The organism is Arthrobacter sp. SIMBA_036 (genome assembly GCF_046535135.1).
GTDB lineage: Bacteria > Actinomycetota > Actinomycetes > Actinomycetales > Micrococcaceae > Arthrobacter.
In genome coordinates, this window is record NZ_JAWRXG010000002.1 from 89,917 (window position 1) to 113,999 (window position 24,083).

The 24,083-nt window shown below is 63.1% G+C and carries 18 protein-coding genes; 5 read left to right on the top strand and 13 right to left on the bottom strand.

The annotated features are described in order from the left end of the window. Window position 1 precedes the first annotated feature (1 nt). Window positions 2-1,102, top strand: a complete 1,101-nt coding sequence (locus SB659_RS03165; protein WP_410549455.1) for a glycosyl hydrolase family 28-related protein — start codon at window positions 2-4, stop codon at window positions 1,100-1,102. Window positions 1,103-1,104: 2 nt separating this feature from the next. On the opposite strand, the gene SB659_RS03170 is transcribed toward SB659_RS03165, so the two are convergent. The 7 genes from SB659_RS03170 to mfd all read right to left on the bottom strand — a co-directional run bounded on the left by SB659_RS03170 (window position 1,105) and on the right by mfd (window position 13,059). Then, a complete protein-coding gene (locus SB659_RS03170) occupies window positions 1,105-1,899 on the bottom strand; it encodes a PIG-L deacetylase family protein (protein WP_284977721.1) in 795 nt (264 codons plus the stop codon). 5 nt (window positions 1,900-1,904) lie between these two features. After that, the gene (locus SB659_RS03175; RefSeq protein WP_410549456.1) at window positions 1,905-3,038 is read right to left on the bottom strand and encodes a glycosyltransferase family 4 protein; all 1,134 of its coding nucleotides are present in this window, start codon (window positions 3,036-3,038) and stop codon (window positions 1,905-1,907) included. A gap of 5 nt (window positions 3,039-3,043) precedes the next feature. Further along, entirely contained in the window at window positions 3,044-6,043 is a 3,000-nt protein-coding gene (locus tag SB659_RS03180) for an oligosaccharide flippase family protein (RefSeq protein ID WP_284977719.1), read from the bottom strand. Between the two features lie 137 nt (window positions 6,044-6,180). Then, window positions 6,181-7,506: a glycosyltransferase family 4 protein gene (locus SB659_RS03185; RefSeq protein ID WP_284977857.1), complete on the bottom strand. Its 1,326-nt coding sequence runs from the start codon at window positions 7,504-7,506 to the stop codon at window positions 6,181-6,183. A 110-nt stretch (window positions 7,507-7,616) separates the two neighbouring features. Beyond that, window positions 7,617-8,414, bottom strand: coding sequence for a glycosyltransferase (locus tag SB659_RS03190; protein WP_410549457.1), 798 nt, complete (start codon window positions 8,412-8,414; stop codon window positions 7,617-7,619). Between the two features lie 195 nt (window positions 8,415-8,609). After that, window positions 8,610-9,419 (bottom strand): metal-dependent hydrolase, encoded by an 810-nt coding sequence (locus SB659_RS03195; protein WP_410549458.1) that lies wholly within the window; start codon window positions 9,417-9,419, stop codon window positions 8,610-8,612. 4 nt (window positions 9,420-9,423) lie between these two features. After that, a complete protein-coding gene (gene mfd, locus SB659_RS03200; protein ID WP_410549459.1) occupies window positions 9,424-13,059 on the bottom strand; it encodes a transcription-repair coupling factor in 3,636 nt (1,211 codons plus the stop codon). 108 nt (window positions 13,060-13,167) lie between these two features. Between mfd and SB659_RS03205 the strand changes: the two genes are divergently transcribed. The 4 genes from SB659_RS03205 (at window position 13,168) to nhaA (ending at window position 16,940) form a co-directional block, all read left to right on the top strand. Continuing rightward, complete coding sequence (locus SB659_RS03205) at window positions 13,168-14,706, top strand: SDR family oxidoreductase (protein WP_284977715.1); 1,539 nt, start codon at window positions 13,168-13,170, stop codon at window positions 14,704-14,706. 47 nt (window positions 14,707-14,753) lie between these two features. Beyond that, complete coding sequence (locus SB659_RS03210; RefSeq protein WP_284977714.1) at window positions 14,754-15,251, top strand: DUF2505 domain-containing protein; 498 nt, start codon at window positions 14,754-14,756, stop codon at window positions 15,249-15,251. Window positions 15,252-15,253: 2 nt separating this feature from the next. Continuing rightward, entirely contained in the window at window positions 15,254-15,475 is a 222-nt protein-coding gene (locus SB659_RS03215; protein WP_284974430.1) for an SCO4848 family membrane protein, read from the top strand. Between the two features lie 151 nt (window positions 15,476-15,626). Beyond that, window positions 15,627-16,940, top strand: coding sequence for a Na+/H+ antiporter NhaA (gene nhaA / locus SB659_RS03220; RefSeq protein WP_410549460.1), 1,314 nt, complete (start codon window positions 15,627-15,629; stop codon window positions 16,938-16,940). 3 nt (window positions 16,941-16,943) lie between these two features. Here the strand turns inward: nhaA and sufU are convergent, their stop codons facing one another. The 6 genes from sufU to SB659_RS03250 form a co-directional block, all read right to left on the bottom strand. After that, complete coding sequence (gene sufU, locus SB659_RS03225) at window positions 16,944-17,396, bottom strand: Fe-S cluster assembly sulfur transfer protein SufU (RefSeq protein ID WP_284974428.1); 453 nt, start codon at window positions 17,394-17,396, stop codon at window positions 16,944-16,946. 58 nt (window positions 17,397-17,454) lie between these two features. After that, complete coding sequence (locus SB659_RS03230) at window positions 17,455-18,780, bottom strand: cysteine desulfurase (RefSeq protein ID WP_410549461.1); 1,326 nt, start codon at window positions 18,778-18,780, stop codon at window positions 17,455-17,457. A 53-nt stretch (window positions 18,781-18,833) separates the two neighbouring features. After that, on the bottom strand, window positions 18,834-21,269 hold the full coding sequence (locus SB659_RS03235) for an AAA family ATPase (RefSeq protein ID WP_410549462.1): 2,436 nt from the start codon (window positions 21,267-21,269) through the stop codon (window positions 18,834-18,836). 508 nt (window positions 21,270-21,777) lie between these two features. Further along, window positions 21,778-22,341 (bottom strand): dihydrofolate reductase family protein, encoded by a 564-nt coding sequence (locus SB659_RS03240; RefSeq protein WP_410549463.1) that lies wholly within the window; start codon window positions 22,339-22,341, stop codon window positions 21,778-21,780. A 146-nt stretch (window positions 22,342-22,487) separates the two neighbouring features. Next, window positions 22,488-22,709, bottom strand: coding sequence for a hypothetical protein (locus SB659_RS03245; protein WP_410549464.1), 222 nt, complete (start codon window positions 22,707-22,709; stop codon window positions 22,488-22,490). Between the two features lie 172 nt (window positions 22,710-22,881). Next, window positions 22,882-23,991: an epoxide hydrolase family protein gene (locus SB659_RS03250; RefSeq protein WP_410549465.1), complete on the bottom strand. Its 1,110-nt coding sequence runs from the start codon at window positions 23,989-23,991 to the stop codon at window positions 22,882-22,884. Between the last annotated feature and the right edge of the window lie 92 nt (window positions 23,992-24,083).

A 24,083-nucleotide genomic window follows, 5' to 3' on the forward strand; every position in this document is an offset into this window, starting at 1 on the left:
CATGAAGTCTGCCGCTCCAAAAATAGTGCTGCTTGTGGTTGCTGTGACCGCAGTGGGACTCGGAGCGGCTTCGATGATTCCCCGGGCAAGCGCGCCGCAATCAGTCGACTATTGCTTGGCTTCGGGGAGCAAGGCAACGGTGGTAAAAGAGTGGGCGCCACGTGGTTATCTGGACGCCGATGACACGTCAACGCAACTTCAGCAACTTATTGATTCCGCCTCCTCAGACGGCGGTGCGATCGTCACACTGCCCGCTGGCACCTTCACGTTGAACAGGCCGCTGATCCTCAAGAGCAACGTCGCACTTAAGGGAGCTGGTGCTTCAACGGTCGTTAAAGCGGGCCCTGACTTCCTGAAGTCCAAGGGACCGTTCGGGGGCCACCCGTTGATTACTACCAACGGCGCGCAAAATGTCACCATCTCCCAGCTGACGGCGGATCAAAGCGGTGACGAGCTGGATGGCAACTCTTCTGGACGCTTATCTGAATACTTGGTTGATGTCCGTAACAGCTCCAACGCAGTGATTGACTCAATTCGGACCCGAAACCCATTCACGTACTCAATCGCAGTAGTGTCCAGCAGCAACTTCTGCCTCCGGAACAACGACACCCTGGTGACCAGCAGCGGAAAATACGACCAGCTGGACGGGATCCACATCACCGATTCCCACGACGGCACCGTAGAGGGAAATACGGTAGACCAGCGACAAGGAGCCGACGGCGACGACGGTCTGGTGGCCCAGACGATCGGCTCCCCCGTCTACGCCGTCACCTACAAAAACAACAAGGTACGCGGCGGATCCCATGGTTCCGCCATGCAGTTGGCCGTCGGACAGCACGAAATCCATGACATCACTATTGAGGGCAATCAATTTTGGGGCTCACCTGACGGAATCGTCACGGGATATTACGGCGGCAACGCGCCCGTGTACGACGTTGCGGTGCGGAACAACACCTTCTCGGGAATTCCCGGTCCCTGGATCAACTTCAACGGCGGCTTAAGGAACATCACTATAACCAACAACAACACGTGCAAAGTTGGTCCGAAACAGCTCAGTAGCGCTCCCGGCAATGTGGATTCAAACAACCAGGAACGCTGCTGACGTCATTGGTGCTGGGGAACGAAATAGGTTTCCGCTTTCTCTGGAATCACCCCGGCGGGAAACAAGGCATCCACTTGCGTCGCGTATTGACGGATCCGCGGCTGCTTTCCCTCGAGCCCGGTGCTCCACGTCCACGGCTGATACTGCATGCTCGCCAGACGCGCGTGGTCCGGGTTGGATGCTAGGTCGTAGGGAAAATCCGAATAGAGGACCAATTTCTCCGGGTATCCGGCTCCCATCCCCCGGGTGATCAGATGGTCCACGTGCTTCCCGACTCCCACCGGACAGAAAAGGAGATCTGCTCCTGTTGCGGTCATCAGAGCATCGACGTCGTTTTGAAGCATTCGGGTGAGACGCCGGTCTCCTCGGGAGATTCTTCCCATAGCGATGTCAAACCTGTACGTAGGGTAGCGGTGGGTCAGTTCGGGAAGCAGCCTGTCCCAGGCGCTGCTCCCCAGAGCAGGACGCGTCCGTTGACGGAAGAGCGCATCAACAGCACCCAAATGGATCGATTGGACACCCATCGACGTCAGTACGGCCCTATCCTCCGCTCTGCGGGCCGCGAAAAGCTCGACGGCGTCCGTGACGGCGCACTGGCGCATGAAGGAACGCGCCGCCCGGGTGTGTGGCGCGAGCGCCGCTTCCGTGAACAGAGTGGCAACGATGATGTCCCGCCCTTGTGCCTGCGCCTCGATGAGGGCACCGCAGGACAGTACGGCGTCGTCAAGATGCGGCGAAAGGAACAGCCATGGTGCGTGGCTGCGCATGGATCGGTCGAGTCTGGAGACGTGGGGCATGGTGCTTACCTTCCTGGCGGTTGGCCCAACCGGTCATTAACTTCGGATTCCACAGATAGAGCGCTCCGATAGGCTGCGCCTTGCCGTCGCGCGAGGTGGTCCCAGTTGAATCGGGCCGCGAACTGCCGTGCTGTGGCAATCACGCCAGGTCCCGTGTTCCCGTACTGGTCCACCATTGCTGCACCCAAGGCGTCAACGTCGAATGCCGGAACCAGCTGGCCAGCACCGACCGGGACGATCTCGCGCAGGCAAGGAATGTCGAAAGCGATCACGGGTGTACCTGTGGCAAGCGCTTCGATTGCGACGAGGCCGAAGGTTTCCTGCCGTGATGGCAACACCACCAAGCGGGCGGCGCTGAGGGCCTTGAACTTAGCTTCCCCTGACAGCCAGCCGAGCAGTTCCACCCGGTCCGTTAGGCCAGCATCCGCGATTGCTGCCCGCAACTTCGCCTCGTCGGGACCGGTTCCGGCTATCAACAGTTTCCCCTGCACCCGACTTTCAGAACGGGCCCAAGCGGCGATCAACAGGTCCAATCCCTTACCGGTGAACTCGACCCGGCCAATGCACAAGATGTCCTGTCCAAGGTGTGGTTCGGGGTTCCAGGCGGCCGGGTCCACGCCGTTGCCGATCACGTCCACGAGGACAGCGGGGTTCATCGCGATCAGCTTGTCCGCGACGCCCTGCGACACCGCGATCAGCCGGCTATGCGTGCGGACCCCCCACCGCTCCACCCAATGCAGCGGAAGCCGGTACTGGCGCGCTTTGTCGCGGGCGTGGAGCCATTGAACAACTCCGATCGTGGGGCGTTGTGTCCACAGCGGTGCTGCCATGGTGGAGAAGGGAGCGAAGAAGTCCTCCACCACCAGGTCGGCATCGGACCGGCGTCTACGAACTTCGAAGGGAAGTCTGAACACGTATCCAGCCAGGCGGGTCAGTCGGTTCCGCCCGTTTCCTACTCCAACCGGGACGTAGTGCACGCCATCTTGGGCCCGTTCTTGCCAGCCTGGGTACCTGGTGGTCAGGACGGTCACTTGGAAGCCGTCCGCTGCCAGGCGCCGGTTGATTTCATAGGTCCGCACCGAGCCGCCGCCCGCTCCTGGCATGCGCGGATCCTCGAAGCCCAAATGGAGGATCTTCACCGCGTTCACCGTTCCGTCTGGTAGTTCTGGGAAGGAACACCGATGCCCTCGTCGGCACCAACCGCAAGTTCAGCGTTTGCTACGAACCACACCGTGGTGGAACCGTTGGTGGGGCCTTCGACATTGAACACCGGAGTAGCGTGGGCGCGCAACCAGGCCAGCATGGTCGGGTTGACATACCCGTAGCCTTGGCTCGATGGGTAGGACTGAGTGACGATGTAGTTGGCACCGGCTCCCTGCATCAACGGCGCAGAGGGCCATGCGCCGAACCTCGGATCATCGCCGAACACCAATTGCGCCGTACTGTTGGTGACGCTCACCCGGGCGTTCGCAGGAAGGCCGCTTCGCGCCCAGTCACGCACCTGGACAAAACCGTCGTCGACCGTTAAGGCGGTGCGCATGCCGAGTACCACCGTCAGTGCGGCAAAGCACAGGCCGGCAACCATCAGGAATTTGCGCCCGCTACGGAACCTCTCGCGGAGCTCCACCACCACCAGGACGGAGCACAAGACGCCGCCCACCATGACGCCGTACCCATACTGCTCTTCGAACGTCCCGAAAACAGCGCTGTAGGCACCAGCCAAGCCCAGGGCCAAGCCTGCAAGACCAATGATTCGCCGGTCTGCACGCCGGCTGAAGCATAGGAAGGCCCCTGCCACGGGGCAAAGGGCCAACAGCAGGTAGCTGGTGCCGAAATGCCCGCTTTGATCTATGAGCCGGGCCACGATGCTCGGCGAACCCTCCGATGTGAAGCCCGTGCTCTTTTCCAAACCGGATGCCCGGACGAACCCGCTTGTCTTTGCACTGATCCAATCCGTAAGGGTGGCTTGCGTAGCTACCACCATCAGGTACAAGGCATAGGGAACCAGTGTTGCAACCACAACGACGGCGGCCTTCCGCCAGTGCAGCGTCCTCTTCCACACCACCGCCGCCAGCACGGGGGCAATGGTCGAGATAATGAAGAAGTCCTTGCATAGGACCCCGTATCCCAGCAGAAGTCCGGCTGCTCCCAGTCGAAGGACGCGGTAGAGCTTCTTGTCAGGTTCGCGGGTGCCCAGCAATAGCAGGAATCCTGCGACGACGGCGGTCATGGCTGAGGTCTCAAGGAAAGCGTGGCTGTTATTTCGAAGAATGAACGGTTCGAAGGACAGGAGGACAGCTGTCAACCAAGCGGCCGAACGGTTTGCCAGCTTGCTGACAAGCAGGAAGCCCAGACCCACCGTGAGCGCACCTAACGCAGCGTTGAGCCAGCGGAGTTGGAGGACAACGTCCATAACGTCACCGGAGATGTTGAAAAGCCTGATGACGCCGGCCTCCAGAAGAAAGTACCCGGGCGGGTGTAGGAAAAACGGACCGTCCGGCAACGTGGGAAACCGTCCGGTGCTCACCGCCTGTCCGAGCCGAACGTAGAGCACCTCGTCCACCCACAGCTCAAAGCCCCGGGTAATCCCAAGAGCCCGAACTCCGAATGCCATGGCTGTCACAGTGGCACATGCGGTGGCAGTGTTGGAGAGCACTCTGTTGGAGAGCACAGTTTTGGAGAGTAGTTTGACAGATGACTCAGCGAGCCTGATCGGCAACGGCTTCAGCACCTTGGCGCGGCGGCCGGGGACCCGAGGACCTTGGCCGTACCGACGTCGTGCACTTTCCACAGACAGTGTCGGCAACAACCCGCGTTGGTGCGCGAGGACGGCCACGCCACTGACGGCGGACAAGACCAACCACACAACGGGCTGAAGCTGACCGGCAACCGCCAGGACTACCAGCAAGGCCCCTGAACCGGCCACCTGGCTTCGGACACCGCTGGCTTGGCCGACGCGGGCCAGTACCGGCCAGGCGATCAGGGCCAGCGCCAGAGCCGCAGCCACTGCACCAAAGGCAGATCCGGCCGCCATCCCGTTAACCTGGTTCACTTCCCAGCCTGTCCAGAGCCCGGCCACTACCAGAAAGCATGCACAGACCAGGCCCAGCTGGCACCGGCGATAGGCACGCAACGCCAACAGGAGCGTGGCCAGGACGGTGAGCACTGCGTACCCGAGCCCCGCAGCAGCAAGCCACGGCAGGAGGGCAAGGGATCCGTGGTATTTTTCCGGGATGATCAAGCCAGCCATCGCATGGGGGGCTGTGGCTATGATGGCGAAAGCCACGACGGCCAGCTGACCGAACGAAGCGAAGGCCGCCGCGAGGACCCGGCGCACGTCAACACCTGGCCTGCGGAGGAGCGGGAAAGCCACCAAACAAGTGCCTGCGGCCACATAGACCGGCCCTTTGGCGATAGTCGCCAAGGCTTGGAATCCCGCAGCGGAAGCCGATCCTTCCGCCAAGAACGCGACCACCACCACATCGATGCCCACGAGGATCGACACCACGCATAGAACGGAAGCGATGTCCCGGGTCTCGGCCCACCGCCATTTTTCCCGCACTACACGCGGACGCCACTGCAAATCGCGATAGAACGACCACGGCACCAACAACAGCGCCACCGCCCCGATGGTGAATCCGAGAATGGCTCCCGCCGCACCCCATGCAAAGGCCACCACCACGAGACTTAACCCCAGCCGAAGGAGGACCTCCACAATGGTGGTCAGCGCAAACCACTTAAAGCGCAGTTCACCTTGTAGCCAACCCGATGGGGCCGCCACCACGAAGATTGCCAGCGAACCGCATGCTACGGCGGCGGCGACAGCCGGCGTCGAAAAAGCCAGGGCCAGCGTCCCTGATGCCGCGGCCGCGACGATGCCCGCGAAGAAGCTAACGAAGATAGCAAAAGCCATCCCGTCACGCCGCGCTTCAGACCCCGCCGGATGGACAGCCACGAAGTGCGACAGGGGTAAAGGCACCAGTGCGGAGGCAACAATTCCGACAATTCCCAGCAGCATCGCTCCTGCCGCAAATTGGGTGTAGTCCCGCGTTCCAAGCATGTTGGCCATCAGCAGGGTGCACGCGTAGCTGAGGACGCCCACCACCCCTGCCGAGACGGACAGGACGCCACTGTTCTCGGCCACTTTGGCTCCGGTGCCGGCGCTTTGGCTGGTTCTGGTTCTGGTTCTCGTCCCAGACACGACAGTACCCGCGGTAGGATCGACATCGCGCAAAGTGTCAGTCATTGTCCCCCCTGGGGTAGGGCTTCGGTGTGACGGCGTCAGATGCCCTCTACGGCGTCGAACGGTGCGAAAGCATTACCCGGCCCCGCAAGCAAGGCACTGCGACTGGCCGAGCGGAGCTCGGCGGGCACCAGACCGATCCGCCGTATCAATGCAAATGCCTCGAACTCGTCGCGGCCTTTCATCAGGATCGACACCTTGCCTTGGTTCTCGGCTATTTCATCGGTTGGACGAAGAATGGCTTCGAGGTCGGCACCAGCAGGCATGTCGAAATGCACCAAGGTGGACATATCGGAGCGGTCAGCAACTGCTTCGGACCGGCCACTCCTGCGTGATTCCTCCTCCAGGAGAACCCCCGCGAGCAGCGCGGCGCTCCGGTCCCATGTGAAGCAGCGCGCCCATTCCTGGCATTGGGCGGAAATACTTCCCGCCGTGCCATTGTCGGACAACACCTGAATCGCGGACACTATGGCAGCCCCAAATTCCTTGGGCGTGTCCACAAGCCAACCGGTCCGGCCCTCCACCACGGAATCCCGGATCCCCGGGACCCGCAAGGCAAGGCACGGCACTCCCCATGCTGCGGCCTCGATGACCGAGCACCCCCAACCTTCCGATGCCGATGTGGAAGCGGTGAGCCATGCCCGGCTGAGCAGGCTGTTGCGCACTGCGTCGGGTTGATACCCGTGGAACGTGACAACGTCGTCGAGGCCGAGGTCCATGGCGAGTCGCTGCAAGCGGGGGCGTTCCGGGCCGTCACCCACAATTTCGAGCCTGAGCTTCGGCACGCTCCGGACAGCCACGGCAAATTGGCCGAGCAGCAAGTCCAACCGCTTATGGGGCACCAACCGGCTGACGACGGCGACGGTCGGCTCAAAATCACGCGGACCCACTGTTGGGGCTACTTCGATGGTTCCGTTGGGCACAACATGAATGGGCGCCGTGAAACCAAGTTTGCGCAATTCCAAGCGGGTGGACGGGGACACAGCCACAATGGCCCGACGCCCGTAAACCGCTTTGGCGCCTTTGCCCTCCAAAAAGCGACCGACGGCTGCCATGGGGGCGGAAAAACGGGTGCTGAATTGCTCCTGGTGGACGTGATGAATCAACTGGACTATGGGCAGTCTTCTCGGCAGGAAAAGTGGCGAGAAGAAAGGGATCCCATTTTGGCAATCAATCACGGCATCGAATGCACTGCGGGTACGCAGGAGTTTGAGGGCGGCTTTAGGATAGAGCCCCAAAGGGCCTCCGGCGCGGAAAATCCGGATTCCATCGATCATGTCGTCGCCGGACTGGCTATCTTCACGGCCTGTAAACCAAGTGACCTTAGCACCGCCGTCGGTCCACCTGCGGGATATTTCGTGCATGTATTGCTCGGCTCCACCGGCCTGTGAATGCGTAATGTCGCGCCAATTCAGGACAAGTATCTGCTTCCCCGCCAGCTGTTCCGAAAGGCTCACAGGCACGAAAGACCGCGTCACGGCGTGACTTTCTGAAGCTGGAAGACTGACGCAAAACTCGCAGCTCCGTCCTTGAAGGGGCGGAAAGTGGAAGATTCTCCGTCGGTCCACGCGACCGGCAGTTCCACGATGTCAGCGCCTGAACGCTGAAGCCACTGGAGCAGCTCGACGTCGAAAGCAAAGCCCGTTGTGCGGCACTGCACCATTGCCGCCGTCAGCGCATCGCGTTCAAAGAACTTGAAACCGCATTGGGTATCGCTGATCCCTTTGACTTTTGACCGCGTCAATACCCGGAAGGCGGTGCCTCCCACCCGGCGTCCCAAATGTTGTGGCTGCACAAAGGTGGAACCGGGGGCGTGCCTTGACGCAATGACGGCCGCAGCCCCGCGTTCCAAATGATCCATGGCGGCTTCGAGTGTCTCGAGGGGAGTGGCGAGATCGGCGTCGAAAAACCCGGTGAATCTGGAGGTTCCGCTGAGCAGGCCACGGGCCACGGCTGCTCCTTTGCCGCGGCGTGAACATCCCACCACACTAATCGGAACCGTGCTGCGATTTGCGCCGGAAATGCGGCGAACCACCGCAGCAGTCTCATCCACGCTCCCGTTGTCCACCACTACAACCCGTGAGGACCACTTGTGGCAGGCAAGGAAATCGACAGTCTGAATAAGGGTTTTAGGAATTCTTTCGGCCTCATTGTAGGCCGGTATCACCACTTCAAGATCGACAGGGGAACGGCGCAATGACCCTATTGTTCGCTGCACGTCACGACTACCCCAGTTGGTCTTTTGGATGCTGTCCGAGTCCAGCAGATCCATGAGAACCTCCAACTAGCCAAGCAAAAACGTCGTAAAAGTCCACGGTATGTCTGGCCCCGGAAGCAGGCACGAGTAGTGGCTACTCGAAAAATACCTGAAAAGTAGTGATGGTCGTTGCCGAGTACTCGGTTTTCCCGCCGAAGACTACTTGCACGGGGACCCCGGCATGATGGCTGCGGGAGGTGCAATGACGCCTCACAACGGGGGCAGAAAACCGCCCAACGCTGCCAGGAAACCCGGCCAGTGCCGCTGCAGAAGCGCCCACGCAGCGGCGCCCATTCCCACCATGGCGTATCCGCTGACGGGGATGAGCACCAGCCACTCGCGGCGTGATCCGGCGCGTCCCAGCAAGGGTATGGAGAACGCTCCGTTGGCACGCCAAATGCCACTGATGAGGGACTTTCGGAGGAATTTGGGTGGCTTGATGACGATGGGCCAGAGAAGCGGCACTCCCCCTACGGTGATCATGTCGCCCACGATGTGCACTGCCACCCCGGTCAGCATGGACAGCGGCAACCAGCTCCACTGGCCCGGCGCGAACCAGGTCACGAGCCCTGCCATGACCACGGCGAAGACCCAGTTGGTGATCCAGCCGGATTTCGGAAACAGGTGCAGCGCTTTCGCTGCCAGGTTGATCATGAACATGCACAGCAGCCCCGCACCGATGGACAGCCGTCCCAAGGGCGTCGTCATCTGGAATTGCGCGGCGATAGTGGCAAGCACCACGAACGCCGAGGCTCCCAGCAATGAATGCGTACCCTGCCGGTGGCCGCCGCTGGCTTTCTCGATGCCGACCGCAACCACATTGGACAGGGGCGGCAGCGAGTTCGCGATGGTGCTGTGACGGTGGTCCCAGTCGCACACCAAGGCGGTGCCCGCCGTCGCCATGGCGCCGATCAGGATGCCGGTGGGGTCCAGCGGGTACCAACCCAGGGCGTAGGGGCTGGTTGAGGCAATAGCTATCCACGCCGCGGCTCCCGACGCGGCGTGGTGTCCTCCCATCATCGGGCTAGCCTGCCTTTACGGGTACGTCGGTGAAGATCGCTTCGATGACGTTGTTGGCCCACTGCAGGATCTCGGCATCCTGCAGGTCCCGGCCGCCGATCCTAGCGGTTTTGGGTTTAGGAATGAGCACGGCGTCCAGGGCTGGCTTGACCTGCGAACCCGGGTACATCCTGTTCAGGCGCATGGTTTTGGACTCGGGCAGCTGCGCTGGCGAGAAACGGACGAAATTGCCCTGAAGGGCGACGTCGGACAGGCCGGCTTCGCGTGCGCCCACCCTGAAGCGCGCAACGGCAATGAGGTTCTGGACGGGCAACGGCGGCTCGCCGTAACGATCCACCAGTTCGGCCAAGACCTCATCGATGGCTTCGTAGGTGATGGCGGCGGCCAACTTGCGGTACGCCTCCAGGCGCAGCCTCTCGCCGGGCACGTAGTCGTGCGGCAGGTGGGCGTTCACTGGCAGCTCGATCTTCATCTCGGCGGCCTTCTCCTCGGCCTCGCCACGGTATTCCGCGACGGCCTCGCCCACCAGACGGATGTAGAGATCGAAGCCGACGCCTTGGATGTGCCCGGACTGTTCGCCGCCGAGCAGGTTACCCGCACCACGGATTTCCAGGTCCTTCATGGCCAGCTGCATGCCGGCGCCGAGTTCATTGTGCGCGGCCACGGCCTTGAGGCGCTCCAGTGCCACCTCACCGAGTGGTTTTTCCGAAGGGTAGAGGAAGTAGGCGTAGGCGCGTTCACGGCCACGGCCAACGCGTCCCCGGAGCTGGTGGAGCTGCGAGAGTCCGTACTTGTCGGCACCGTCCACAATGAGGGTGTTGGCGTTGGAGATATCCAGGCCTGTCTCGATGATGGTGGTGCACACCAGCACATCGAAGCGCTTCTCCCAGAAGTCCACAATGATCTTTTCCAGGCGGCTCTCGGACATTTGGCCGTGCGCCACTTCCACCCGGGCTTCGGGAACAAGTTCGCGGATCTGGGCGGCAATGCGTTCAATGGAAGACACCCGGTTGTGCACGAAGAACACTTGGCCCTCGCGCATCAACTCCCGCCGGATCGCGGCGGAGGTCTGCTTGTTGGTGTAGGGGCCCACATAAGTCAGGACCGGATGGCGCTCTTCAGGTGGAGTGGCCAGCGTGGAGGTTTCCCGAATGCCGGTGAGGGACATCTCCAAGGTTCGCGGGATCGGTGTGGCGCTCATGGCCAGGACGTCCACGTTGGTGCGCATTTTCTTCAGCGCTTCCTTATGTTCAACGCCAAACCGCTGCTCTTCGTCAACGATCACCAGGCCAAGGTCCTTGAACTGGAAGTCCTTGGACAAGAGCCGGTGGGTGCCGATCACCACGTCCACAGCACCGCTCTTCACGCCGTCGGCCGTCTCTTTGGCTTCCTTAGTGGACTGGAACCGTGAGAGCGGCTTCACGCGGAGGGGAAAGCCGGAGAAGCGCTCTGTGAACGTCTCATAGTGCTGCTGGGCGAGGAGGGTGGTAGGCACCAGGACGGCCACTTGCTTACCGTCCTGGACGGCCTTGAAAGCGGCCCGGACCGCGATTTCGGTCTTGCCGTAGCCGACGTCCCCGGACACCAGGCGATCCATGGGGATCTCCCGCTCCATGTCCGCCTTGACCTCGTTGATGGTTGTCAGCTGGTCCGGAGTCTCCACGTACGGGAACGCCTCTTCGAGCTCCCGCTGCCACGGCGTGTCGGGCGCGAAGGCGTGCCCACGGGAGGCCATTCGCGCCGAGTAGAGCCGGATCAGTTCACCGGCGATTTCCTTGACGGCCTTGCGTGCCTTGGACTTGGTACTGGCCCAGTCCGCGCCACCCATCTTGCTCAGCGCAGGCGCATCACCGCCGACGTAGCGCGTTACCTGGTCAAGCTGGTCCGTCGGAACGAAAAGCCGGTCCCCCGGCGCACCCCGCTTGGACGGCGCGTATTCCAGCACCAGGTATTCACGCAGCCCGGCATCGGAGGAGGACGTACCGGCCACCTTCCGCTGGATCAGCTCCACGAACCGTCCGATGCCGTGCTGTTCGTGCACCACAAAGTCCCCCGCATGCAGTTGCAAGGGATCCACGGCATTGCGCCTCTTGGACGGCATGCGCCGCATGTCCTTGGTGGAGCCCGCACTGGCGCGCCCCAGCAGATCGGCTTCGGTCAACAGGCCCAGTTTGAGGCCGTCCAAAACAAAACCACGTCCGACGGCGGCGGTGGTCACCTCGATGATCCCGGCCTGGGGTTCCTTATCCAGCGAGTCCACCCGGGAGCAAGGAATCTCCGCGTCATGGAACAACTCGGCCAAGCGCTGCGCGGGGCCGGGACCGTCCGTGACCACCACCAGACGCCACTGGTCCCGGACCCGGGAGCCAATGAACTCGAGCATCTCGGCCACATCGCCCTGGTAGCCCCGGGGTTCGCGGGCTCGCATGTTGAGGACGTCGATGTCCAGGACCAGGTCTTCGTCGGTCGCGAGGGAGGTAATGGACCACCACGACACACTGTGTTCCAGGGCTGCCGAGCGGGTGTCCGTCAGGGAACGGAAGCTGGCGGCGTGCAGGTCCGACGAGGCCTGGGATGAAAGATCAAGGGGAGCCGAACCGCCGTCGGACGCTGTTGACCACGCCGCCTCGAGGAACTCCTCATTGGTGGCGGCGAGGTCGTGCGCACGGGTGCGCACCTTCTCGGGTTCGATGACCACTGACAGCGAGCCGGCCGGTAACGAATCCACGAACGGAACCATGGAATCAACCAGCACGGGCGCCAGGGACTCCATTCCTTCCACGGCGATTCCACCGGCGATCTTCTCCAGCATGTCAGCTGCTGCCGGCATGTCTGCCTTGAGCTTCGCGGCGCGGGACATTACCGACGGCGTGATCAGGATTTCGCGGCAGGGCGGAGCGTGCAGTTCCGTGGGATGGTGAACGCCGGGCGCAGTCAGCGAACGCTGGTCGGCGACGGCAAACCACCGCATCTGGTCCACCTCATCGCCGAAGAACTCCACGCGGATGGGGTGGTCCTCGGTAGGCGGGAAAACGTCCAGGATGCCACCGCGCACTGCGAATTCACCGCGATGCGTCACCATGTCCACCCGGGCGTAGGCGGCATCGGAGAGGGCCCGGACCACGTCAGTGAAGGAACGGTCTTGGCCCACTTGCAGGGTGACCGGAACCAGGTCGCCCAGTCCGGCCACAATGGGCTGGACCACAGCACGAACGGGAGCCACCACCACGCGGAGGGGGGCCGACGTCGAGCTTTCCGGGTGGGTGAGGCGGCGGAGGACCGAAAGCCGGCGCCCGACAGTATCGGAGCGCGGCGAGAGCCTTTCGTGCGGAAGGGTTTCCCAGCTGGGGAAGGTCGCTACCGAGTCCGCGGGAAGGTAGGAAGCCAGGGCTGCGGTAAGGTCCTCGGCTTCGCGGCCGGTGGCGGTGACGGCGAGGACCACCGGTACGCTCTGTCCATTCGTCGTGTCGCCGGACACCAAAGCGTCGGCCATCTCAGCAAGCAACACGGCCCGCATCCCTGTGGGGGCACTGATCTGGTAGTCGCTGTTGCGGTCGGCGAAGGGCCGCTCAGCCTCCGTACGGACGCGGGCGAAAGTCTTGTCCTCCGCCAGTGCGCGGCGCAGACCGTTGAGGCTCATGGCTGAAACTCCTAGGGTGGTTCCAAGGGCAGGCAACACAAATGCCCGGAAATTCAGATGAATGCCGGGTCATTCCAGCCTACCCCTCCCCCACCCCCAGGAGTTCCGTTGCAGCCTTCCGAAGCCACCCATTCGAACACCCCTGAGCAGCCCAGGACCGTCTTGGTCACCGGCGCCACCGGCTACATCGGCGGACGCCTGGTCCCCCGGCTCCTCGAAGCGGGCCACAGGGTCAAGGTCCTGGTCCGCACGCCGCAGAAGATTGCCGACGTCCCCTGGCATGACCGCGTTGAAATTGTGGAGAACAGCCTGTCCGACGCCGAGGGACTCACCGAAGCTTTGAGCGGCGTCGAGGTCCTGTACTACCTGGTCCATTCCATGGCATCCGGCGGGGGTTTCGAGGCCAAGGAGGAAGCCATGGCCCGCCTGGTCGCAGGCGCCGCAGCCGACGCCGGCGTGGACAGGATTGTGTACTTGGGCGGCCTGCACCCGGCGGACACGGAGCTTTCCACACACATGCGTTCACGCGAGACCGTGGGGCGTGTATTCCTCGAGTCGCCGGTCGATTCGATCGTCTTCCAGGCCGGCGTGGTGATTGGTTCGGGGTCAGCGTCCTTCGAGATGATCCGGCACCTTGCCGACACCCTGCCTGTGATGCCCGCACCCAGTTGGGTGAATAACAGGATCGAGGCAATAGCGGTCCGCGACGTGCTGCACTACCTCGTTGCGGCCGCTGCCCTCCCGGAGAAGCTGAACCGTTCTTTCGACATCGGCTCCCGCGAGGTCTTGAAGTACAAGGAAATGATGAATGAATATGCCGCGGAGCGTGGGCTTCCGCGGCGGCTGGTTATCGCGCTCCCGGTCCCGGCGCCCAAGCTGGCCGGGCTATGGGTTGCCCTGGTGACGCCCATTCCGTGGTCCATGTCCTTACCTTTGGTGCAGTCACTCCAGCACGACGCCGTGTCACGGGAGCACGACGTCGACCACTACATTCCCAAGCCCGACGGCGGCCTGACGCCGTACCGCCGCGCCGTCGCCCTGGCGCTCGGCAAGGAAAGGGACGGGCAGGTGGAGACCACCTGGGCCAATGCCGGGATCGACGCCGATCCGCTGCCGAGCGACCCCGACTGGGCCGGTTACAAGGTGTATCTCGATGAGCGCACCTTCCACAGCGAAGCGAAGCCTGAGCAGGTGTGGACCATCATTGAGGGCATCGGCGGGAAGAATGGGTGGTATTCACTGCCCCTGGCCTGGCGGATCCGGGGATGGATGGACAAGCTGCAGGGTGGCGCCGGGCTGTTGCGTGGGCGCCGGCATCCCAAGACGCTGAACACGGGCGAGGTAGTTGATTGGTGGCGTGTAGAGGCCATCGAGCGGGGCCATCTCCTGCGCTTGCGGGCCGAGATGCGGGCCCCTGGAGGTGCGTGGCTTGAGTTGGGTGTAGAGCCCGACGGCGATGGCAGCCTTTACAAACAGCGCGCCATCTTCTTTCCGCGTGGTTTGGCGGGCAGGCTCTATTGGCTGGGTGTGTACCCGTTCCACGGATTCATCTTCCCCTCCATGGCCCGCAACATTTCCGCTGCCGCGATGGCCCTCCAAGAGACGCCGGAGGCGGCCGGTTCCGGGGTGCCCAGCGAGACCCCGTAGGATGTTGGGAGCTAAAAAGCTTCACCACCACCATCCACGGAGGACCCATGGCACTGAGCGCATCCACCACACTTCCGCACAGCGTTGACCGCGTCACCGCCGTATTTGTTGACGAGGACTTCCTGCGCCACACGAGCGAACTGGTGGGCGGCTCCCTCGTGTCGTTCACCATCGAGGGCGATACCGCCGGGCCGTTCAGCACCACCACCGTCCGGACCCTGCCCACCACTCGATTGCCGGAAATGGCCCGTAAGTTCGTCGGTGAAACCCTTACCGTGACCCAGAACGAGCAGTGGGAAGCCCCGGCAGCGGACGGCTCGCGTTCGAGCAACATTGCCCTCAAGGTTTCCGGCGCTCCGTTGGACGTCAAAGCTGTCCAGCGCCTGGTGGCCGACGGTACCGGCACGCGCATCGAACTCGAAGGCACCGTGTCTTCCTCCGTTCCGTTCCTCGGCGGCAAGATCGCCGATGCCGCCGAGCCCATGGTCGGCAAGGCTTTGAACATCCAGTCGCAGCAGGCCGAAGCCTGGCTCGAAAGCCACTAAGCATGAACATCCCCGCAATCCTGGCGATCATCCTGGTCATTGCCGGAGTGTGGTCCTTGGCGGTGTGGCCGCAGTTCCTCAAGCGCGTGATGAAGGATCCCCGCGCCCGCGACACTGCCGGTAAGGCCACCAAGTTCCTCACGGTCCACGTTGTCCTGGTCAGTATCTCCATGGTCCTTGGCCTCGCGACTGCGGTGATCGGCGTCGTGGGCCTGGTCGCCTAGCGCTGCCCGCACCTAACCAGGGGACAGCACACGTTTCCCTGAGCGGTTATTGGGACATGTGCTGTCCCCTGGTTGGGTAGAGTGGATATTGGTGTGCCGGGAAGTCTGGTCGGCGGTTTATTTGTAACGCCCTGACCAGATAAGGAACTTCGTGTCCAAGTTACCGGCACCTTCCAACCGCCTTTTCACCCGCTCAAGCTACCCCGAGTACCGCCGTATCCTCGCGATTCTCCGCACGGAGACTGTTGGCGGTGCGCTCCTCCTCGCGGCCACCGTGGCCGCCCTCGTCTGGGCGAATTCCCCGGCAGCTGATGGCTACTTCGCCCTACGGGACCTCGGTTTCGGCTACGCGCCGTGGCACTTGGATCTGAGTCTTGGCCATTGGGCCTCCGACGGCCTGCTGGCGGTGTTTTTCTTCCTCGCAGGCTTGGAGCTCAAGCGCGAATTCGTTGCCGGGGAGCTCCGCAAACCGGCCCGGGCAGTGGTTCCCGTGGCCGCTGCCGTAGGTGGCGTGGCGGTTCCGGCCCTCATCTACGTGCTCTTCAACCTCGGAAACCGGGACACGCTGACAGGGTGGGCAATTCCCACGGCCACGGACATCGCCTTCGCCCTGGCGGTCCTGGCCGTTATCAACACCCATCTTCCAGCCGCGTTGAGAACCTTCTTATTGACGCTCGCCGTGGTGGATGACCTCATCGCCATCGGCATCATTGCTTTCTTCTACTCCTCGGGACTCCAGCCGCTCCTGCTGCTGGCCGCTTTGGTTCCCTTGGGCCTGTTCACCGTGCTTGTCCAAAAGCGCGTCCGCACCTGGTACGTCCTGCTCCCCCTGGCGCTTGCAACCTGGGGTTTGGTCCACGCCTCGGGGATTCATGCCACGGTGGCCGGAGTGCTGTTGGGCTTCGCCGTTCCCGTCTCGGCCAGCGGGAGGAAAAACGAACCTGCTGAGGGCTTGGCTGAGTACCTCGAACACCGTCTCCGGCCGTTCTCTGCCGGCTTCGCCGTCCCCGTTTTCGCTTTCTTCTCCGCGGGCGTCACCTTATTAGGTTTTGACGGCGGTGCTTTCGACGGCGTCGGGGCCGCACTGCGGGATCCCGTGGCCCTTGGCATTGCCGCGGCCCTGGTAGTGGGCAAGGCCGTGGGTGTTTTTGGCACCACGTTCTTGGTCACCAAAACCACCCGCGCGAGCCTGGATTCCAGCATCGCATGGATAGACCTCTTCGGCCTGGCGCTGCTGGCCGGCATCGGTTTCACCGTCTCGCTGCTCATCGGCGAGCTCAGCTTCGGCCCCGCGTCGCCGCACACGGACCACGCCAAAGTCGCCATCCTGGCAGGTTCCCTGGTCTCCGCGCTGCTGGCCGCCGTCGTGCTTAAAGCCCGAAACCGGCGCTACCGGGCAGTCCAAGCGGATGAAGAACGCGACGACGACGGCGACGGCGTGCCGGACCTCTTTGCCCGGGACTGAACGCTAGGCGCTTGCCTGGTTCAAGGCGTCCTCGGCGGCTACCCAGGAGATCATGGCGCACTTGACCCTTGCCGCATAGCGCGCCACGCCTTCGAATGCCGCTGCGTCCCCCAGGATTTCCGGGTCCGCGTGCACCTTGCCACGGGAACGGAGCACCTCGCGGAAGGTGTCAATGACCGAGTGCAGCTCCGCGACCGACATTCCCTCACCGAGGTCCGTGAGGACCGACGCCGAGGCCATGGAAATGGAGCAACCGGCACCGTCCCAGCTGATCTGCTGCACCGTGCCATCGGCAACCGCCAGCCGCAACGTGACCTCGTCCCCGCACACGGGATTGAGCTGATGCGATTGACCTGTGGACGAACCCGCCGGCGCGGCGGTGTCAGCGAGGCCGCTGCCGTGGCGCTGCTTGGAATGGTCCAGGATAATTTGCTGGTACAGCTGGTCGAGACTCATGGTGTGTGTTGCCTGTTCTGGGAACTCGGGATCAAAGAAATCGGGATCAAAAATGCGCTCAGGCCTGGAAGTAGGCCCGGACCCCGGAAACAGCGTCAAGGAAAGCGTCAACGTCGTCCGTGGTGTTGTAGAGGTAGGTGCTCGCCCGGGTGGTAGCGGTCAGTCCGAGGCGCCGATGCAGCGGCTGCGCGCAGTGATGGCCAACCCGGACCGCGATCCCCCGGGCGTCAAGGAACTGGCCGACGTCGTGCGCATGAACACCGTCGACGTCGAAGGCGGCCAAACCGATCCGCTCAGTCCCTGACGGCGGACCCACCACGCGGATGCCGTCGATGCTTTCCAAGCCCTTCACCAGCCGCTGTCCCAGCGTCGCTTCCCACGCATGAATGCGGTCGACGCCGGTCTCGGTCAGGTAATTGACGGCCGCCGCCAACGCCACCGCCTGCGAAATCCGTTGGGTCCCGGCCTCGAACCGCTGCGGCGCGGGCAGGTACTCGGCCCGCTCCATGGTCACCGTGGTGATCATGGAACCGCCGGTGAGGAACGGCGGGAGGGCATCGAGGAGTTGCTGCTTGCCGTAGAGCACGCCCACGCCCGTGGGCGCCAGCATCTTATGGCCGGAGAAGACAGCGAAATCGACGTCCAAGTCCTTGACGTTGATGGGCATATGCGGAACGGACTGGCAGGCGTCCAGAACCACCAATGCCCCAACGCGGCGGGCCATGGCTACGAGCTTCTGGACCGGGTTGATGGTACCGAGGACGTTGGAAGCGTGGGTGAACGCGAGGACCTTGGTCCGCTCTCCCACGATCTCGGCAGCTGCGTCCAGGCGAAGGGCGCCGTGGTCCGTTACCGGAATGTACTTCAAGGTGGCGCCGGTGCGGAACGCGAGCTCCTGCCAAGGAATGAGGTTGGCATGGTGTTCCATTTCGGTGACCACGATGTCGTCACCGGGGCCTACCGCCAGGTCTTTCAGGGCCGAACTGCCCCTCCCCTGCGCAGCCCAGAGCGTCGCGTTGGACAGGGCATAGCTGATCAGGTTCAGGCCCTCGGTGGCATTGGAGGTCCACACCGTTTCCTCGTACCCCGCGCCGATGAAGTCCGCGACAGTCTGGCGCGCGTCCTCGAAGACTTCTGTCGCTTCCACGGCCAAGTGGTGCGCGCCGCGATGAACTGCGGCGTTGCGTTGCTCGTAGAATTCCTGCTCCGCCTCGATGACGCTGAGCGGGTTCTGGGACGTGGCACCGGAATCGAGGTACACCAAGGCCTGGCCATTGACTTGCTGGTGGAGGACCGGGAAATCATTCCGGATTCGGAGCACCTCTGCGTTGTCCATGGCGTTCATGGACCGTTGCAGTGAGGCGGGAGTTGATACGGCAGTCAAGGGGCGCTCCTTGGAAATCCTTCAGGGACTCCCAATTATCCCACGCAGGGCGGTCACAACGGTGTGCCGTTGGCCACCTCACCCGCGGTTGTCCCCAGCACCCCTCCCGGGGATGGAGCAACCTCACTCTCGAGTGCGCCAGGGAGCCGATGGAGGAGGCCGGCCGCGCGCCTGCCAGCAGCCCAGCGTCCACTTGCGTCATATCCGCTCGCCGCACGGGAATAGCACATCGCAGCGTGCGCAAACTGGCGGTCCGAGGCGAGGGACTTTCCCGCCAGTTCCAGCAGTCTTGGGTTGTCAGTCCCCAGGGCGGAGGCGAACTTACCGAGCGACGAGGCCCAAGCACCGTCCAGGCTCCCCGCCACCTCAGTCAAGCGGCCAATCACTGGATCATCGGCTGCTACACCTGCGTTCGCCTTGTTGAGCACAGAGAGCGATAACGCTTCGGCCTCCAGGGTAGGCCGTCCTTCTGCACGGAACCGCCCGGCCAGGTGCAGTAGGTAACCGGACGGGGCATCCGCCGCATCCTGGGCTGCAGCAGTGAACAAGCCAGCGAGCTGCGGCAGGAGTTGGCCGGTGCCGATCCGAGCCATGGCGGCGCCACTTTCCTTGATCCTTGCAGTGGCTCGTTCGGTCTGTCCGGTGGCCGCCTCCACATACGCGAGCATGGCTGTGGCAAGCGAGTAGACGGCCGGGAGGCCGGCGTCGGACAGTTCTGCAACCGCCGGCTCCAACGTCCGCTGTGCCGCCGGCAGTAACCCCTGGCTGAGTTGGGTGTACCCGCGTGCAACGTCATGGCAGAGGGCAACATGCAGCGGCAGCGCGTACACGGTGGCGGACTCCAGCAAGCCATCCGCTTCTTCCCAGGCCAGGCTGTACCTGAGGGCCACCATGTGCCTCAGGATCACACCGGGCCGAAAGACCTCCAAGCGAGGATCAGCAGCAATGTTGTCCATTGCCGCCGAGGATGGTGCCAATCCCGCCCTGAAGTTGCCGGCGAGCACCAGCCGTTCCGATTCCCTGACGGCCCCGGTCAGGGAATCGGCATCCTCCGACACTCCCGACGGTTCGCCTTCCACTACCCCTAACAGCTCCAAGGCCGCGAGACGGTCTGCGGCACTTACGCGAACCTCGGCCGGGATTCCAGCCGCCGCCAACTGCCGCAACTCCAGGGCGGCTTCCCGGAGGCGGCCTTCGGCCACCAAGGCCCGGGCCGTCACGAGCCTCACCTCGTCCCGGTGCGCAACTCCTGCCACCGCGGCCGTTGCGCGCAGTGCCAGCGCTGCTGTGGAGGGCCTGTCAGCGGCCGGTGCCGCGGCCAGCAGAAGCTCTTCAGGCAGTGGCAATCCGCACGCGAGCGTCCACGTCAACCATCGGAGCATGGTCGGTGCCGATGCAGGCGTCAGGTAGGGCACATCCGCCGCCAACCGCAAAGCGATACTGCGCGACGCTGGCACCGACCGCCGCGTTCCCTCGCCAAATAGCCAGGACGCCGTCCGGATCAGGGGCGGGCGCCCCGCCAGCAGCCTGAGGTGGTGGGAGGCCAACAGCCGCTCCACGACGACTTGGCCATAGCTTCGCTCCACAGTCTCCAGGGGCAACGGTTCCGCGAGCGCCACGAGTTCGAGTGCTTCCCGTTCCTCGTCGGGTCGCTGGGCGTTCTCACACTCCACGCGGCGAACCACCCGTGGCCAGTGACAGTGCAGGCCGGCGTCTATAGTCCAGAAGCCGTGCCGCAGTACCAGGAGTCCGGCCTCAAGGGCGTCCTCGATCGCAAGGCGCAGGAAACCCACGTTGAAACCGCTCAATGCGCAGAGGAGAGCGCTGGCTCGCTCCTGGACGTTGCCCCCAAGAATGCTCCTGCACACCTGATGCGCTTCCGGGAAAGTCAGTGGCGGGAGCGCGTACTGCTCCAGGAACCCGTCCTCCCACAGCTGGTAGAGATCCTGCGGAAGTGGCCCTCCGCTGTCTGCCGTGGCCACCAGGGTGGCACCGAACCCGGGGATCAGCTGAAGAAGGACGGCCAGAGAGGCTTGGTCGATGTGCTGGATATCGTCCACCAGCAGGACCAGTGGAGGCCTGCCCGACGGCGGACCGCCGCGGCTCCGGCGTCGCGCATTGCCGGGGGCGAACAAGTGCTGCGCCGGACCGAGCGTGCGGGTGAAAGCCCGGAGGACATTCAATCCCGGCGGGGTGCCCTGATCCTCGTAGGCTTCGTTGAGCGCATTCAAGATGCCGTAGGGGGTCGCTGCAAGTTCGGGCGTTCCGGCAAAGCTGCGGACGTCCAGGTTGGCAGGAAGGGCCGCCTTGACCGCCCGCAACAACCCGCTCTTTCCAGATCCCCGGTCACCTACTACCACGACGCCGTGGGTGGAAGGTGAGGGTACAGCGGAAACGATGAGCTGGAGCAACTGTGTCCGGTCCGGGAAGGCTGATGGCTTCAGGCCTGATTCGGCAGTTTCTTCATCCAGCCAAGGATCCGGCAACATGCACACTCCAATAGCAGCAGTCCCTGGTCCGGGAAGTTTGGGTTCCGCGATTCGCGGGTCCTTGGCCTAGAAGCCGGCGGCGGCTGGGGGGAGAGTCTCGGTCTCAGAAGACTCTGTCGCCGCCGGCTTCGTCCAAGGCCGAACCGCCTTTCGACGGCCGGTGCATCGGCTCAAAGAGACCACCGATGCGGATGATGCGACTTGTGGAATCCCGGTGATGCTTGGGGCTAAACCGTTCTTCCAAGAACAATCCTGCCGTTCGGATGAACCCCATACACCAGTAGTTGGTACTCGATTACTTGGGAGCTTTGGTTCGGCACATACCCTGTTGTACTCAGTACCGCGGACCTGCACTACTTGGTTGGGACACGAAAAAACGGCCCATTACTCCAATGAATGGCCAAACGCAGGTCAATGCCGGAACGGGTGGTCCTTCGGGCCCGGAGGGGTACTCGGAAGGAGGTGCCCGTCAGCGGGCCGAAGCCCGCGCTGATTCGACGTCGGGCACTCAGCTCCGGGTCTCGTACTTGGTCAGGACCACGCCGTCGGGAAACGTCAGGGTCTCCACCAGGCTCAGGTTCACCCAGTTGTCCAGGGCTGTGAAGAACGGCGTGCCGCCGCCCACCAGGACCGGATGGGTGACGATTACATACTCGTCGATCAGCCCGGCCCGCATGGCCGCGGCGGCGAGTGTGGCCCCGCCGATGTCCATGGGGCCGCCGTCGTCGGCCTTGAGCCGGGTGATCTCGGTGACCGCGTCGCCGGTGACCAGGCGAGTATTCCAGTCGACCGTGCTGGTCGACGAGGAGAACACCACCTTTGGCATGTCCCGCCAGCGGCGGGCGAACTCGATCTGCGCCGCTGTGGCGCCAGGCTGCTGGTCGGCTGTCGGCCAGTGGGAGCTCATCGTCTCCCACAGTTTGCGCCCGTACAGCGCCAGGCCCGTCGCCCCTACCCGGTCGGACCACCATTGGAACAGCTCGTCGCTCGGCACGCTCCAGCCGAGGTCGTCTCCGGCCGCGGCGATGTAGCCGTCCAGGCTCAGGTTCATGCCGAAGGCTAGTTTGCGCATGACGCCAGTCTCCCGCGAATGGGTTTTCGTTGTACATAGCCGCACGCGCGGAAAAGTGATCGCTTAGGCCACACCGAGGCCCAGTTGACCACCACGCCAAGCAGATGCTCCGAACGGAAAGGATCCTTACGCGGGCACGCCTCAGTTCATTCGCCGTTGGCGGTTGCCTCGATCCAATCGACTGCTTCGTCGGAGAGGTAAATTCCCTCGGGTCCCCGGTCCCCGATCCACCAAGCGTCCGATGTCACGACGCCCCCAGCTGCTGCGATCTTGTTCACCACATCTGCGGCGATAACCTCGCCGTTGTGTTCGATCAGCCACGCCTGTGCCTCGGCGTCTAATTTTGGCCACCACTCAATGGTCTTCATCCTGCAATCCTCCTCCCGATTCGCCTTGGAAGTGCGTCCTGGCAATGCCAACGATGTCATCTCCTATGGCCGCTATAAGTACAACCCGGTCGCCTATCGGGGCAACCATCTCTAGTGTCCAGGGTGCGCAGTCGCTGGCTTGGCAAATGATCCTCCAGCGGACACAGTCCCCTCACAACGTCTGAAGAAACTCCATCATGTCGTCGGCCAGGAGTTCAGGTTCCTCGTGTGGCGCGAAGTGTCCGCCACGGGGCATCGTTGTGAAGCGCCTGACGTCGTATGTTCGCTCGGCCCAGCTGCGCGGTGGGCTCGCAAGGTCGTGCGGAAAGAGCGCGACAGCGGTCGGAACCTTCACTCTTTCGACCCGGGTGGTGAAACCCGCCGCGAACTCGTAGTACGGGCGAAACGACGTCCCGATGGAGTTTGTAAACCAGTACACGGAGGCGAGTGTGACGAGGTAGTCGTCGCTGAATCGTGTCGAGACGTCTCCGTCACAGTCGCTCCACGCTCGATGCTTCTCGAGTATCCACGACAGAAGTCCTGCTGGAGAGTCTGAAAGCGCTGGAGCCAGCGTGAGTGGACGCGTCTGTTGCTGGTGTTGATACGCGCCTTCTGCGGCTACCCACGCCTCGACTCGGGTCAGGTGTTCGCGTTCCTCTGTAGTGAGTGTCGTCTGGTCATATTGCCGAGGGGCGGCGACCGCCAGAAGGTGGATTCCCGCGACCTCTTCGGGGTACGCCTGCGCGAGCCGTGAGGTGATGCCGGCGCCAAGATCGCCTCCATGAGCGGCATACCGCGTGAAACCGAGGTGATCGGTCATAAGCGAGTACCAGAGATCGTGTGTCTGTTCGCCAAACGTAGGCCTTTGTAGTGAGAACGGCAGTCCAGGGAGGGCTGGAACGATCACCGTGACGGCGTTGTCCGGGTCCCTCCCGAACTGTGACGGCGTCGCCAAGCGCTGGGCCAGATCTACCAACTCGAGGGCTGTGCTGGGCCATCCATTCGTAAGGACGATGGGAAGACCGCCTTTCGTCTCTGCGTCGAAGCGGAGATAGGTAAGGGCGACATCACCGATGTCCGCCGTCTGCCACGGCAACGCGGCTATCCGACGTTGTTGTGCCTCCCAGTCGAAATCCTCGGACCAATACGTGACTAGTCGACGCAGCTCATTGTGGTCAGTCCCGGCTTCCCAACTCGTGGACGGCCAAGGTGTCGACCAACGGGTGTCGCGGAGCCTCCGGCGCAGATCGGCGAGGTCCTTGTGGCTAGGCGCGAAGTTCATGAGCTCCTTTTAAGTGCAGCGAAGCTCCTCAGTGTGGAGAAGGTTCTCGAAGCTTATCGCCCGAGCTGACATCAAGTCGTGTCCGCAAGCCG